This window comes from Parabacteroides leei (assembly GCF_023369805.1).
GTDB lineage: Bacteria > Bacteroidota > Bacteroidia > Bacteroidales > Tannerellaceae > Parabacteroides > Parabacteroides leei.
Genome location: NZ_JAMBQG010000016.1, coordinates 69519 through 85298, shown reverse-complemented (window position 1 = coordinate 85298; position 15780 = coordinate 69519). Strand labels below are relative to the sequence as shown.

Below are 15780 nucleotides of genomic sequence, written 5' to 3'. Positions count from 1 at the left end.
ACACGAAATGGTACCAAAATAGTACCAGCCATTTTGATATGTTCTAAAACATATTTTATGAGTGCTTAAATAAAGAGAGCAAAGATGAAGTTGTATTTGCGAAGTTCGGTGCGTAATACTTTTAAAGCAGCGGATAAATGGTTCTTTACGGTTTGTTCTGACAGGTTCGAGGCGGCGGCTATTTCGGTATTGCTCATTCCTTCCTCACGGCTCATTTCAAAAATATTACGTTGAGCGGGTGTTAGTTTTTGTTTGGCAATTGCTAACTTTTCCAGAAAATCGTCGTAATATACTTTCTCGACGGATGTGTTGTCCAGTAGGTTTTCATCTTCACAAAAAGCGATGTAATCTTCAAAGTCAGCCCGGTTAACCTGTTGGCGGAAAATATCTATTACATGGTTTTTAGCGATAGTGAACAGCATGGATTTGAAAGAACCTTCCACCGATAAAGACTCCCTCATATTCCACAGTTTAAGGAAAGTGTCCTGAACAATATCTTCTGCTTGTACAATTGATTTGGTATGCAACAGAGCAAATCCGTATAAGGAGTCGGCATATACATTATATAATGTATCAAAAGCCTCATACGACCCTTCACGAAGTCTCTTTATCGTCTCACAATGTATTGATTTTTCAGGCATAAATAGTACTATCTTGTCTTGAGCGTGTAAAGATAGGAATAAAATTATTTCCTGAAGAATAAGGACTAGTATAATGAATATTAGTCAGTTCCTTTTCGTATATTTGAAGAAGTGAAATAAAATCTCTTATAAGAAGGGGACGAGTACAAACTATAATATTCTAAATGATATGGAACGTATTGACGGACAGTCTAATGAGTTTACATTAATTTTCCCTCATGATAAAATTGATTGTATTTCTTCCCGGAATGCAAAATTCAATAAGATCATTAATCAAGCCAATATTACAATCATAGGTAACAACAATCGCATCTCCATGTGTTTTGATTCTGAAGCTAGTGCGGAAGAATTGCTTCTTTGTGATGGGTTTCTTCTGATTGTAAAAGGGGATAACAATGTCGTTAATATAGGAACGATAATCTTGCGTTATTCTACCATATTGGGCATGACGGGCTTGAAGCTTATCATCGGGCAACTGCCGGGACTGGGTGCAGGCGTTTCGAGGGTGGCTAACAACTGCCGGGTAGATATTGGAAACCGTGTGGTAATCAATGGGGTTACATTGTATTTGCAGGAAGATGATTCGCACGTTAGTATTGGAGATGACAGTCAGTTAAGCTGGGGCATCGATCTTTGGTGTACCGATGCACATACGATAATGAATTTGGAAGGAGAGCCGATAAATTTTGCTGAAAGTATAGAAATAGGCAAGCATGTATGGATAGGAAAAGACACAAAGATAGGCAAGAATGTAAAAATATTGGATAATAGTATTGTCGGCTGGGGAAGTGTAGTAACAAAAGAATTTAATGAATCGAATGTGATCATTGCTGGTATTCCTGCAAAAATTGTAAAGCGGGGGATCAATTGGGACCGTAGATGTATCAATAAGTATTTATCTCCTGACTAACGGTAAAAATAAAAAGAGGATGACTCCGTAGAGCCATCCTTTTTCCTATATAATCAATGAGTATGTTTACTGATTATAATGCACCTACTTCTTTCAGAGCAGCGTTTGTTCCCTTAACAGCGGCAGCGCTCTTAGCGAACAATTCTTTTTCTTCTGCTGTCAATTCCAGTTCAACGATCTTTTCGATACCGTTCTTTCCCAGGATAACAGGAACACCGATGCAAAGGTCTGATTCACCGTATTCTCCTTCCAGATAAACTGAACAAGGAACCATTTTACACTGGTTGTGGATGATAGATTCAACAACGAATGCTCCGGCAGCACCCGGTGCATACCATGCAGAAGTTCCCAATAGTTTAGTCAGTGTAGCACCACCAACCATAGTAGAAGCAACTACTTCCTGCAGTTTTTCAGCACTCAACAGTTTGCTGACAGGGATACCTTTGTAAGTAGCCAAGCGAGCCAGAGGGATCATGGTTGTATCGCCGTGACCACCGATTACCATACCTTCTACTTCGTTAGCATTGCATCCCAGAGCCTGAGACAAGAAATATTTGAAACGTGAGCTATCCAATGCGCCACCCATACCGATGATACGGTTTTTAGGAACACCCAGAGCCTTCAATGCCAGATAAGTCATTGTATCCATCGGGTTAGAGATAACTACGATAATTGCATTCGGAGAATATTTCAGGAGATTTTCTGCTACACTCTTAACGATACCAGCGTTAACACCGATCAACTCTTCACGAGTCATACCCGGTTTACGGGGAATACCTGAAGTGATAACAACAACATCAGAATTTGCAGTTTGAGCATAGTCGTTAGTGCAACCTACGACTGTTGTATCGAAACCCAGCAGCTGAGCTGTCTGCATCATATCCATTGCTTTACCTTCGGAAACACCTTCCTTAACATCAAGCATTACAACTTCGTCTGCCACTTCATTGAAGGCAAGAACATTTGCGCAAGTAGCACCTACATTACCGGCGCCAACAACTGTTACTTTAGACATAATAATAAGTTTTATATGTTATTACTTATAAAAATACTTCCTGTTTTTAACGTGGACAAAGGTACAATGTATTGGCGAATAAAGAAATATTTCCGTAAATAATTTATCGGCTCCTATTATTAATTATCACTAAATCTCAATCGCTATTCCTTCTCTTTTCTATCTTTAGTCAAAAGTATTGCGCCTTGAATGGCAATACTTTGCGTTTTAAATGGCACAACTGTGCCAATACGGTGGCAAAACAGTGCGGATTCGATGGCAAAGCTTTGCCTATGCGGTGGCAAAAGGTTTTCCTTTAAAATAGAATGTTGTGTCGACGGTAGAAGGAGAACGAACAAATTGTGGATATGAATGAACAATCATTGCTGTTCAAACGTTTTTATCATAAGGGGTCTTTTAATCTTAAATCAGTTATAATATGACTAATCCATTTAATACCTGTTTAAAGAGGGTAATTACCTTCATTATCCTATTGTTTCTTTGTTGCCGGTTTATGGCTCAGGCGCAGATCGTTCCGTTATTGCCGGATACGTTCCGGATTATTGTACCCGATAGTGTGATAACGGACGACGAGATCGCTGTCGGGTATGCTACTGGTAGCCAGCGGACTATTTCCGGTTCTGTCGATAAGGTTTCAGAGAAACGTATGAACAAGGGCTTTGTATCCAGTTCACTGAATGCTCTGAGCGGACAGGCGGCGGGGGTCAGTATTTCCACGGGGGCGAACAGGGTGGCAGCTTTGAGTTCCGTTCGGGTGAGAGGAACAACTTCCCTGACGGGTGGTAACGATCCGCTGGTCATTATCGACGGCATTTCTTCCGACCTGAATACACTCAGTGCCATTTACCCGGCGGATATCGAAAGTTTTACTATCCTGAAAGATGCTTCCGAAACAGCGCAGTATGGTTCGCGTGGCGCTTCGGGGGTGATCGAAGTGGCGACGAAGAAGGGAAAAGGCGGTGCATTCAGTATCAGTTATGACGGCAGTTTCGGGATTGAGGCTGTCTATAAGAATATGAGGATGTTGTCGGGGGATGATTTCCGCGCGGTGGCGGCAGAAAGGCATATAGATATACTTGACCTGGGATATAATACGAATTTCCCGGATGAGATCACTCATACCGGGATCATACAGAATCATCATATTGCTTTAGGCGGTGGTTCGGAAACTTCCAATTACCGCGCATCCCTGGGTGTTATGGATCGTGACGGGGTGGTTCGGACAAATGATTTCCAGAACTTCACTGTTAAACTGGATATCTCTCAAAAGGCTTTTACCGACAGGTTGAAGATAGATATGGGCGTTTTCGGCTCTCTGCAAAAGAATCGTTACCTGAATGATATTCAGAAGATGTTTTATTCGGCGGCAGCTTTCAATCCGACATATCCCGATCACCGGGATGAACAGACCGGGGGATGGTACGGGGTAACCAATGCCAGCCAGATCACCAATCCGCTAGCTTGGCTGGAGGTGAAGGATGACGATTCGAATGCTCATTTTAATACGCATTTGAAGTTTACGGTCAACCTGAATAAATATCTTAAGTTTTCAGCATTCGGTTCCTATACTTATAATGTAATAGACAATTCCCAATATCTGCCTACTACGGTATGGGCACACGGGCAGGCCTATAAAGGAGAAAGGAAGATGGAAGATATATTGGGGAATATCATGTTGAGCTACTCCAACAGTTGGGGAAAGCATCAACTGGATGCGCTTGGGCTGGCAGAGGCACAGAAGAATATCCTGACCGGCTTTTATACGACGGTAACGAATTTCTCGACAGATAAATTCGGTTATAATAACTTGCAGGCAGGTGCGGTACGTTTGTGGGAAGGTACCAATTCGTATTATGAAGATCCGCGTCTGAGTTCTTTTCTGGGACGTGTGAATTATGTTTATGCCGGGCGTTATGTGGCGACGGTCAACGCCCGTGCGGATGCTTCGTCGAAGGTCGGGAAAAATAATAAATGGGGATTCTTTCCTTCCGTTTCGGCTGCTTGGGTGGTGAGTGAAGAGGTGTTTATGAAGCAGTTTACATTTCTGAATAACCTGAAGATACGTGCCGGTTACGGTCTGTCCGGTAACCAGGATGCTATCGACTCCTACAACTCTCTTCAATTGGTTAAGCCTAACGGGGTTGTCTCTGTCGGAGGAACTCCGACCGTGACGATGGGAGTAATACGAAACGCTAATCCTGATTTAAAGTGGGAGGTGAAGCGTACGGTGAACGCAGGTATAGATGTCGGCTTTTTTCGTAACCGACTGTTGATGACTTTTGATTATTATAATTCGAAGACGAGTGATATGCTTTACTTGTATGATGTAAGCGTTCCGCCGTTTGCCTACAATAAATTGCTGGCCAACCTGGGATCTATGCGCAATAGCGGTGTCGAACTGGGGTTTGGGGTTACTCCTTTACAAACAAAAGATCTGGAACTGAGTGTGAACGTGAATGTGACTTTCCAGCAAAACAAGTTACTCTCCCTGAGCGGAGTTTATAAGGGAGAACAAATGTCGGCTCCCCAATATACCAGTATCTCCGACTTGAACGGGGCAGGTTTCCACGGTGGATATAATCATATCGTCTATCAGGTGGTAGGACAACCGTTGGGCGTTTTTTATCTCCCTCATTGTACCGGGTTGACACAGATGGAAAATGGCGGTTATAAATACGAAATAGCCGACCTGAATGGTGGTGGTGTGAATATTGAAGATGGAGAAGACCGTTATATAGCGGGACAAGCTACTCCGAAAACAATGCTGGGGTCGAATATCAGTTTCCGGTATAAATACTTCGATATTTCTTTACAGATAAACGGTGCTTTCGGTCATAAGATTTATAATGGTACGGCTCTTACCTATATGAATATGAATAGTTTTCCCGATTACAATGTGATGAAGGGGGCACCCGAACAGAATATCCAGGATCAGACGGCTACAGACTATTGGTTGGAAAAAGGCGATTATATCAACTTCGATTACCTGACTGTCGGATGGAATGTCCCATTGGGGAGATGGAAGAAATATGTGCAGAACCTCCGGTTGTCGTGTTCTATCAACAACTTGGCGACAATTACCGGATACTCCGGCCTTACGCCTATGATTAACAGCTATATTGTAAATAACACCCTGGGAATAGACGATAAACGGAATTATCCGGTTTACCGTTCTTATACCGTTGGCCTGAGTTTTCAATTTTAATGATTTATTATGATGAAAAAGTTAGTTTTACTATCCGGTATATTAGGTGTCTGTACGCTTTTGTCATGCAGTAAGTTCCTGGAAGAGAACCCGAGGGATCAGATCTCGGAGGAAGATGCTTATGATAATGCCACCTCGGCTTATCTGAATACGGTGGCTACTCTTTATAATTATGTCGGAGGTTTCAGTGATAGCCAGGGATTGCAAGGTACTTACCGGGGAATCTACGACCTGAATACTTTTACTACCGACGAAGCGATCCTGCCTACCCGGGGCGGTGACTGGTATGACGGCGGTTTCTGGCAAGGGTTGTTCTTGCATAAGTGGGGTGTCAACAGCGATGCGATACGGGCGACCTGGGAATATTTGTATAAGGTGATCGTGTTAAGTAACAAATCGCTTGAACGTTTGGATGAGTTCTACAAGCAGACAAACAACAAATATATTCCGGCTTATATGGCCGAGGTCAGGGCTTTCCGGGCGATGTATTACTATTATCTGGTCGATCTGTTCGGACGTGTGCCGCTGGTATTGTCTTCTTCCACCCCGATGAAGGAGGTGAAGCAGAGTGCCCGTGCGGAAGTCTTTGAATTTGTTGTGAAGGAACTGCAGGAGTCGTTGCCGTTTCTAAGTACGGAGCGGAGTAACCGCTTGGGCGACTATTACGGTCGTATGACCCGTCCGGTGGCTTATTTCCTGTTGGCAAAATTGGCGTTGAATGCGGAGGTTTATACGAATAATAACTGGACAAGCGGTAGTCGTCCGGATGGAAAGAGCCTGTTTTTTGAGGTGGGCGGTCAACGCTTGAATGCCTGGCAAACAGTTATGGCATACTGTGATTCCATTACTGCACAAGGTTATCAGCTTTCCCCTGATTATGAAAATAACTTTTCCGTGTTCAATGAAACGTCGGTAGAGAATATATTTACCATTCCGATGGACAAGAATTTTTACACCAACCAGATGCAATATCTGTTTCGTTCCCGCCACTATAACCATGCCAAAGCGTATGGACTATCGGGTGAAAACGGTTCCTCCGCAACTATAGAGGCACTTCGTACTTTCGGCTATGATACGGATTCGGTAGATGCGCGTTTCGATAAATGTTATTTTGCCGGTATCATGTTTGACCTGAATGGCGATACCATCCGGCTGGATAATGGGGTAGTATTGGTTTATTTACCCTGGGAGGTGGATCTCGATGTGTCTGGAAGAACTTCCGAAAAGGTAGCAGGTGCCCGCATGAAGAAATATGCGATCGATAAAACGGGCACTAAGGATGGTAAGCTGTCGGATAACGATATTGTTTTGTTTCGTTATGCTGATGTTTTGTTGATGAAAAGTGAAGCAAAAGTACGTAACGGAGAAAATGGTGATGCAGAATTGAATCAGGTCCGTTCACGTGTGGGAATGCCTGACAGGCGGGCAACTCTGGATAATGTGCTGGCAGAACGCCAGCTTGAGTTTGCCTGGGAAGGATGGAGGCGGCAGGATCTGGTCCGTTTCGACCTGTTTACCCGTCCGTATAGTAGTCGTCCGCAATTGCCGGATGAAGGGAATGGATATACGACCGTTTTTCCTATACCGGAAAATATTTTATTATTGAACGGTAACCTGACACAGAATCCGGGATATTGATTTAAACAAAAAAGGATGTTCCGTTTTTTCGGAACATCCTTTTTATATCTGTTATAGAATTATTTCTTATAACTGGATCCAGCGAATGTATGCGAAGTCCATACGATGAGGCAATTCTTTATTTACAGGGTAAATACGGAAGCCCATCTTGTGAATACCTGCTTCACTCGGAGTTGTTTTCAATTCGAAGAATAGTTTAGATCCTTCTTCTTTCTTCAACTCAAACTGTTTTGTGTAAAGTAATTCAAGCTGGTGATTTTCTGAATTTTCTTTGGTTACAACCACTTCGGCACCTAACATTCCCTGAAGATCTTTACGGTCGATCACCAGATTGAATGAATATTCCTTACCAACAACAGGGCTGTCGGCAGACAGGTCCTGGCTACAGGTAAATGAATCTACCTGGAAGCTATCCCAATGCTGGGCAACTTCTTCTTTCCATGCTGCGATAGCTTTAGCTTCGGCAAAACTGTTTTCGCGCAGATGGGCCGAACGGGTAGCCAGTTTGTTATAGAAACGGTCAATATAGTCATCCAACATACGTTTCATTGTATAGTCGGGAGCGATCTGTGACATCGAATTCTTGATGCACTGAATCCATTCCGGAGAGTATCCTTTACTGTTTTTCGCGTAGTAAGTCGGGATGATCTCTTCTTCCAGGATATGATAGATTGTTGCTGCATCCAGCTGATCCTGATACTGTTGGTTTTCGTAAGTACGTTTGTCGGTCAATGCCCAACCTGCACCTTCTTTGTAACCTTCATACCACCATCCGTCGAGAACAGAGAAGTTCAATACACCGTTCATTTCAGCTTTTTCGCCGGATGTACCGGATGCTTCCAACGGACGGGTCGGAGTGTTCAACCAAACATCGACACCTGCGATCAGGTGACGTGCCAGACGCATGTCGTAGTTTTCGAGGAAGATGATCTTACCCAGGAATTCCGGACGACGGGAGATTTCAACGATATGTTTGATCAATCCCTGACCGCCACCGTCTGCCGGGTGAGCTTTGCCGGTAAATACGAACTGGATCGGATATTTTTCGTTGTTAACGATCTTAGCCAGACGGTCAAGGTCGGTAAACAACAGGTGAGCACGTTTGTATGTAGCGAAACGGCGACCGAAACCGATCAGCAGTGCATTCGGGTTGATCTTTTCAAGTACGGAGACAACCTTTGATGGATCGCCCTGGTTTTTCAGCCAGTTCTGTTTGTATTGAACTTTGATATATTCGATCAGTTTCCTCTTTAATGTCTTACGGATATCCCAGATATCATCGTCGTTGACGTTCTGGATAGCTTCCCAGTATTTCTTGTTTGACTGGTCTACGAAGAACTTCTTGTCGAAACGTTCGTGGAAGAAGCGTTTCCATTCGGTAGAAGCCCATGTTGGCATGTGTACACCGTTGGTGACCCAGCTAACATGCAACTCGTCGGGGAAGTAACCTTTCCATACCGGCGCGAACATCTTCTGTGATACTTTGCCGTGCAACCAGCTTACGCCGTTTGCTTCCTGGCAAGTGTTCAGAGCGAATACACTCATAGAGAACTTTTCGTTTGAACCCGGGTTTTCGCGTCCCATATCGATAAATTCCTGCCAGCTGATACCCAGCTTGCCGGGGAACTCACCCATGTAGCGACCGAACAGGCCTTCGTCGAAATAGTCATGTCCGGCAGGAACCGGCGTGTGTACAGTATAAAGGGCTGAAGCACGTACGACTTCCAATGCCTGATTGAAAGTCAGTTTGTCGTTCTGGATATAATCTACCAGACGCTGTGCGTTGATAAGAGCTGCATGTCCTTCGTTGCAATGGTAAACCTGTTTCTTGATACCCAGCTTGTTCAGCATCAGGATACCACCGATACCCAACAAGTATTCCTGTTTCATACGGTTTTCCCAGTCGCCACCATATAGCTGGTGAGTGATCGAGCGATCCCATTCACTGTTCTGAGGAATGTCTGTATCCATCAGGTATAAAGGTACGCGGCCTACGCTTACTTTCCAGATATGAGCATATACGGTTCTTCCGGGGTAGGGAACTTCCAGTACCATCGGTTCGCCGTTAGACTGCATAACCTGAGTAAGAGGCAATGCGTTGAAGTTTTGCGGTTCGTAGTTGGCAATCTGCTGTCCGTCCATTGACAGAGACTGGGTGAAGTATCCGTAACGATACAGGAAACCGACTGCTGTCAGGTCGATATTACTGTCGCTGGCTTCTTTCAGATAGTCGCCGGCCAGAACACCCAGACCTCCTGAATAGATCTTCAGGATATTGGTCAGACCATATTCCATACTGAAATAAGCTACAGAAGGTTTTGTAGTGTCGGGTTTAGCGTCTACATATTTTCTGAAGCTTGCATAAACCTCCTGGATTTCAGCCATCAGAACTTTGTCTGCCTGAATCTCTTCAATGCGTTTGTATGATAAACTTTGAAGTAGAAGAACAGGATTACCTTCTGTGGAAACCCACAGGTTTTTGTCGATTTTTCCAAATAATTTAGCTCCGTCATGATTCCATACCCACCAAAGATTGGTGGCTATTTCGTGTAAGGGCTGGAGTGCTTCAGGGAGCATCGAATGTGAATAAACGTCCTTCCAGATCGGACTATTTGCGTTATTCGCTTTGATTTTCATTATTGTGAGATTTAAAAATGTTTCATTAAATGATGATGTAAAAACCGCTGCAAAGATAGGATTATCTTGTTAATAATGAGCAATATTTAACTGTTTCTTTTAGAGGCGGCCTTTAACGCATCGTTGAAGGCTGTCTGATAATAAACAATAAATTTGCTCCATTCCGCTTTCTTTGCCAGTTCAAAACAATGTTTGCGTATTTCTTCAACCTCTTTTTCGTTTTTCTTCACAAGCGAAAGTATTGAAGCAGTGATAGCATCGGCAACGTCGAAATAATTGAAGTCGGTCCGGTCGATAACGGCCACTCCGTCGCTGATGTTCTTGCCGGAGACACTTTTTTCCGCCCAAAGGCCGAATCCGGCCAGGTTGGTTGTCACTGTCGGTATGCCAAAAGCAACACTTTCCAGCGGAGTGTATCCCCAGGGTTCGTAGTATGACGGATAAACGGTAGCATCCATACCGATCAATAGATCGTAATATGGCTTGTTGAAGATACCGTCGCGTCCATCCAGGTAGCAGGGTACAAATATTATTTTCAGTTTTTCGACAGCCTGATTGGTAAATCCGGCGTGCGAAATATAATTTAAAACCTTATCCTGGTCCATCAGGTTCATCCAATGGGTAATAAAGGGCATTTGCAGGGGAGAAGTAGTCTTGATATTCTTTTCAATAACTTCCTTCAAGTCTGCACGAGCATCGCGAACCCAAGCCGGAACCATAATGAATGCCACGACTTCACGTTGCAATTCTCCGGAGTTACGGACACGGTTCATTGCTTCGATAAAAACATCGATACCTTTATTCCGGTATTCGTAACGTCCGCTGGTCGACACCAGCAATGCATCCGGTGAGATGGAACAGCCCAGTAACTTTTCAGCTACATTTATCAATGTCTGACGGGCCTCCGTACGTTTTTTTGTATATTCTTTTCCTTCAGGAACAAAATTCGGTTCAAATCCATTCGGGGTAACAATATCCGGAGCTTTATCCAGTAATTGTTTACATTCGCAGGCTGTGATGTCACTAACGGTAGTAAAACAATCCACATGATGGGCAGCCTGTTTTTCCAGCGAGTGTTTGGCTTCCATGTTCAACTCCTTCGCCATCTGGTCGCCGTTGTATCCATCCATATAAGCATACAATGCTTTGTTATTTCCTGCGATGGAACGGCCTATGGAGGTGGCATGTGTGGTGAATAAAGTGGCAATGGCAGGGATCTGCTTTTTTATATAAAGCGCTCCCATACCGAGCATCCATTCGTTGAACAGTGCTGTGACCTTCTTGTCCGAAAGATTGTAGAAGTTGTAAAAACTTTCAATTACTTTACCTACAGCATATGCAAAAATACAGGATTCGTCGTAGTCGCCGTAAGCATGCATCGAATCTACACGGAAGTTCTCCCACATAGAATAAAAGAATGCATCCCTCTCACTGAAAAAAGGTTTGAAGTCAACCAGTACGACAGGTGGAGTACCCGGCACATTCCAACGGCCGACCTTCATTTTTAGTTTATCAATGGTTTTTGCATGTTGTATCCAATCTGCAAACAGCGTGTTGTCTTCAAGAAAGTCGGGGGCATTTGTGTTACCCCACACATCAGGTCCGATAAAAATCACTTTATCGTTAAACATTTGTTGCAGTGTATGCGCCTTTGTTGAAAGAACAGTGTAGATGCCTCCTACCTTATTACAGACTTCCCAACTGCTTTCAAAGAGATAATCTGGCGTTGTAATCTTTGTATCCATAAACGATTTTGTTTATAATCAGAGAATTCGAAGTTGCAAAGATACATTATTTTTATCTTTTTTCCCCGTGTATGAGTTATTTAATAAAGGATTTTGTAGATTTGTAGATATTTTAATATGAAAATTATGGCTAAAAGAAGAATTTTAAAGAAAGAAATCAGCTACGTAGCAGGTGAGTTGTTTTCGGAAGTATTGGTATGTAAACTCTTCATTCCTGGTATTGAAGAAGATAAGGCTGATGTGCTGATGGCAAGAATACTTGATATGCAGGACGAATTTATCCGTCGTGCCGGTACTCCGGATGCAAAGGAGAATAAAACGCTGGTAAAAGAATATTATCGTAAACTCAGAATTGATTTGCAAACAGAAGTAAACGCCATTGCAGACGAACTTGGAGCGCTAAGCAAAGAAAAGTAAAGAATGAAGAAAGCAATCAGTAAGGCACTTCTTCGTATGGCCGGATGGAAAATGGGACCGCTGGGCGAAGATGTGCCGAAGTGTGTGATATGCGTTGCCCCGCATACCAGCAACTGGGATTTTATTATCGGAAAGTTATTTTATACGGCGGCAGGGCGTAACGCCAGTTTTCTTATCAAAAAGGAGTGGTTCTTTTTTCCATTCAACCTGCTGTTTTCGTGGCTGGGTGGGGTACCTGTCGACCGGCATCAACGGACTTCGGTAACCGACCAGATGGTTGAGGTGTTTAATAAACGTAAGATATTCCAACTGGCCGTTACCCCGGAAGGAACGCGGAAGAAAGCGGAAGAGTGGAAAAAAGGTTTTTATTATATAGCGGAGAAAGCACAGGTTCCTATATTGATCGCTTATTTCGATTATGCAAAGAAGGAGGCGGGAATTAAGGGGCTGTTTTATCCGACTGGGAATGCAGAAAAGGATATTCATACAATTCGCGAATATTATCGGGATGTGACAGCTTGTCATCCGGAGAATTTCGTAAAAGTTTAATTTACTATTATGGCAGACAGTTTACGTATCAGTATGATCCAATCCCATATTATTTGGGAGGATAGAGACGAGAATCTTGGTTACTATGGGGAGTTGCTCCGGCGTGTGAGCGGAAAGACGGATATTGCCGTTCTTCCGGAAACATTTACAACCGGTTTTTCCATGGATGTGGAAAGATTGGCTGATACGATGGACGGGCCAACTATACCGACAATAAAAGGTTGGGCTAAAAAATATAACCTGGCAGTTGTCGGTAGTTTTATTGCAAAGGAAAGTGAGAATTATTTCAATCGTGCTTTTTTCATCACTCCTGAAGGAGAAGAATTTTATTACGATAAGCGGCATCTGTTTCGTATGGCTGGGGAAGATAAGCATTTCACGGCAGGAAATAAACGGACGATCGTAAGGTATAAGGACTGGAATATTTGTTTACAGGTTTGTTACGACCTTCGTTTCCCGATATGGAGCCGTAACATAAATAATGAATATGACCTGTTGATTTATGTTGCAAACTGGCCTGAACCTCGTAAAAAGGTATGGAAGTCGCTTCTTCCTGCCCGGGCCATTGAAAATATGGCTTATGTCTGTGGTGTAAACCGCGTGGGTATTGATGGAAAAGGATTTACTTATCGGGGTGATTCCATGCTTTTTTCTCCAAAAGGGAAGAAGTTGGCGGATGCCGGCAAACGGGAAGAAATAACCCGTACCTGCACCTTGTCGAAAAGTGATCTGGAAGAGTTACGTGCTAAATTCCCGGCATGGAAGGATGCGGATGTTTTTTCGATAGAATAATTGTTCGGTTTTAGAAAATTTATCTATAAAGGCAGAGCTATTGTAAAGCGACTGCCTTTTTCTTTTTCAGATTGGAGTCTGATCTCTCCTCCGAAACGTTTTATGATAACCTGGCAGGATGGCAAGTACCAAGCCTGTGTCCTGTGCAAATTCATCCGGTTTGTTGAAGCGCTCAAATACGACCGGATACAATAAAAAAAGCGACTGACAGACCTTCGTCCGACAATCGCTTTTTTATCTTATGTGGAAAATGTAATCTTACTTCACTTCTTCGAAGTCTACATCGGTTACGCCGCCATCTTTGCTACCACCGGCATTGCCGTTAGCTTGCTGTTGGCCACCGAAATCAGGCCCCGGCTGTGCACCGCCCTGGGTATTCTGAGCATTATACATTTCCTGGCTTGCTGCCTGGAATACGGTATTCAGTTCAGCCATAGCAGCATCGATACCTGCAACATCTTGAGCTTTGTGAGCTTCTTTCAGCTTGTTCAAAGCAGTTTCGATAGGAGCTTTCTTGTCAGCCGGAAGTTTGTCACCCAGATCTTTCAACTGTTTTTCAGTCTGGAAGATCATACTGTCAGCCTGATTCAGCTTGTCGATACGTTCTTTTTCTTTCTTATCGGCTTCTGCATTGGCGGCAGCTTCGTCTTTCATACGTTTTACTTCGTCGTCGCTCAAACCACTGGAAGCTTCGATACGGATACTTTGTACTTTACCGGTTCCTTTATCTTTTGCAGATACATTCAGGATACCGTTAGCATCGATATCGAAAGTAACTTCGATCTGAGGTACACCACGCTGTGCTGCAGGTATTCCATCCAGGTGGAAGCGACCGATCGATTTGTTGTCCTTAGCCAAAGAGCGTTCACCCTGCAGAATGTGGATTTCTACAGATGGCTGGTTGTCGACAGCTGTTGTAAATGTTTCCGATTTCTTGGTAGGGATAGTCGTGTTGGATTCGATCAGCTTAGTCATCACACCACCCATTGTTTCGATACCCAGAGACAACGGAGTAACATCCAACAGTAATACGTCTTTTACTTCACCAGTCAATACACCACCCTGGATAGCAGCACCTACAGCTACGACTTCGTCCGGGTTAACACCTTTAGAAGGAGCTTTGCCGAAGAATTTCTCAACGATAGCCTGTACGGCAGGGATACGTGTAGAACCACCTACCAGGATTACTTCGTCGATATCGGAAGTACTCAAACCTGCATCTTTCAATGACTGACGGCAAGGTTCGATACAAGCCTGGATCAGGCTGTCTGCCAATTGTTCGAATTTAGCACGTGTCAATGTTTTAACGAGGTGCTTTGGAATACCGTTCACCGGCATAATATACGGCAGATTGATTTCTGTACTTGTAGTACTTGACAATTCGATCTTCGCTTTTTCAGCAGCTTCTTTCAGACGTTGCAATGCCATCGGGTCTTTACGCAGGTCGACACCTTCTTCACGCAGGAATTCTTCTGCCAACCAGTCGATGATTACGTGGTCGAAGTCATCACCACCCAGATGAGTATCACCGTTTGTTGATTTTACTTCGAATACACCGTCACCTAATTCAAGGATTGAGATATCGAATGTACCGCCACCAAGGTCGAATACAGCGATCTTCATATCTTTGTTTGTCTTGTCAAGACCATAAGCTAATGATGCAGCAGTAGGTTCATTTACGATACGGCGAACATTCAGACCGGCAATTTCACCGGCTTCTTTTGTTGCCTGACGCTGAGCATCGCTAAAGTAAGCCGGAACAGTGATAACAGCATCTGTTACTTCCTGTCCTAAATAATCTTCAGCTGTTTTCTTCATTTTCTGAAGAACCATGGCTGAAATTTCCTGAGGAGTGTACAGGCGACCTTCGATATCCACACGCGGAGTGTTATTGTCGCCGCGTACTACTTTATAAGGTACGCGATTGATTTCTTTCTGAACCTGGTCGTATGTTTCACCCATGAAACGTTTGATAGAGAATATTGTTTTTTCAGGATTGGTGATAGCCTGACGTTTTGCGGGATCACCTACCTTACGTTCGCCACCTTCTACAAAAGCAACGATTGAAGGAGTTGTTCTTTTACCTTCGCTGTTAGCAATAACAACCGGTTCGTTACCTTCCAATACGGCAACACATGAGTTGGTTGTTCCTAAGTCGATTCCAATAATTTTTCCCATAATTCGATAATATTTTAATTGTTATTATTTTTCGTCTTTGCTTTTTCTCTTGT

11 protein-coding genes are annotated in these 15780 nt (G+C 43.5%); 6 read left to right on the top strand and 5 right to left on the bottom strand.

Annotation, left to right across the window (positions count from 1 at the left end; genetic code table 11):
- Positions 1-65: 65 nt before the first annotated feature.
- On the bottom strand, positions 66-641 hold the full coding sequence (locus tag M1P97_RS19695; RefSeq protein ID WP_195374951.1) for an RNA polymerase sigma factor: 576 nt from the start codon (positions 639-641) through the stop codon (positions 66-68).
- A gap of 169 nt (positions 642-810) precedes the next feature.
- On the opposite strand from M1P97_RS19695, the gene M1P97_RS19690 reads away from it, so the two are divergent.
- Complete coding sequence (locus tag M1P97_RS19690) at positions 811-1551, top strand: acyltransferase (RefSeq protein WP_195374950.1); 741 nt, start codon at positions 811-813, stop codon at positions 1549-1551.
- Positions 1552-1624: 73 nt separating this feature from the next.
- Here the strand turns inward: M1P97_RS19690 and mdh are convergent, their stop codons facing one another.
- The gene (gene mdh, locus M1P97_RS19685) at positions 1625-2566 is read right to left on the bottom strand and encodes a malate dehydrogenase (protein ID WP_195374949.1); all 942 of its coding nucleotides are present in this window, start codon (positions 2564-2566) and stop codon (positions 1625-1627) included.
- Positions 2567-3059: 493 nt separating this feature from the next.
- On the opposite strand from mdh, the gene M1P97_RS19680 reads away from it, so the two are divergent.
- Together M1P97_RS19680 and M1P97_RS19675 are read left to right on the top strand one after the other, a co-directional pair.
- The gene (locus M1P97_RS19680) at positions 3060-5771 is read left to right on the top strand and encodes a SusC/RagA family TonB-linked outer membrane protein (RefSeq protein WP_249390019.1); all 2712 of its coding nucleotides are present in this window, start codon (positions 3060-3062) and stop codon (positions 5769-5771) included.
- A gap of 12 nt (positions 5772-5783) precedes the next feature.
- Positions 5784-7409 carry a RagB/SusD family nutrient uptake outer membrane protein gene (locus M1P97_RS19675; protein ID WP_249390018.1) on the top strand — a complete coding sequence of 542 codons (1626 nt, stop codon included), beginning with the start codon at positions 5784-5786 and terminating at the stop codon, positions 7407-7409.
- Between the two features lie 66 nt (positions 7410-7475).
- Here M1P97_RS19675 and glgP read toward each other — a convergent pair whose 3' ends face one another.
- Positions 7476-10046, bottom strand: a complete 2571-nt coding sequence (gene glgP, locus M1P97_RS19670; RefSeq protein WP_195374947.1) for an alpha-glucan family phosphorylase — start codon at positions 10044-10046, stop codon at positions 7476-7478.
- A gap of 86 nt (positions 10047-10132) precedes the next feature.
- Positions 10133-11791 carry a glycosyltransferase gene (locus tag M1P97_RS19665; RefSeq protein WP_195374946.1) on the bottom strand — a complete coding sequence of 553 codons (1659 nt, stop codon included), beginning with the start codon at positions 11789-11791 and terminating at the stop codon, positions 10133-10135.
- 126 nt (positions 11792-11917) lie between these two features.
- Here M1P97_RS19665 and M1P97_RS19660 point away from each other — a divergent pair, with 126 nt between their 5' ends.
- From M1P97_RS19660 to M1P97_RS19650, 3 genes are read left to right on the top strand one after another with little or no spacing between them, the layout of a single operon-like run.
- Positions 11918-12208 carry a hypothetical protein gene (locus M1P97_RS19660; protein ID WP_195374945.1) on the top strand — a complete coding sequence of 97 codons (291 nt, stop codon included), beginning with the start codon at positions 11918-11920 and terminating at the stop codon, positions 12206-12208.
- A 3-nt stretch (positions 12209-12211) separates the two neighbouring features.
- Positions 12212-12757 (top strand): lysophospholipid acyltransferase family protein, encoded by a 546-nt coding sequence (locus M1P97_RS19655; protein ID WP_195374944.1) that lies wholly within the window; start codon positions 12212-12214, stop codon positions 12755-12757.
- A 9-nt stretch (positions 12758-12766) separates the two neighbouring features.
- Entirely contained in the window at positions 12767-13549 is a 783-nt protein-coding gene (locus M1P97_RS19650) for an amidohydrolase (RefSeq protein ID WP_195374943.1), read from the top strand.
- Between the two features lie 258 nt (positions 13550-13807).
- Here M1P97_RS19650 and dnaK read toward each other — a convergent pair whose 3' ends face one another.
- A complete protein-coding gene (gene dnaK / locus M1P97_RS19645; protein WP_249389965.1) occupies positions 13808-15727 on the bottom strand; it encodes a molecular chaperone DnaK in 1920 nt (639 codons plus the stop codon).
- Between the last annotated feature and the right edge of the window lie 53 nt (positions 15728-15780).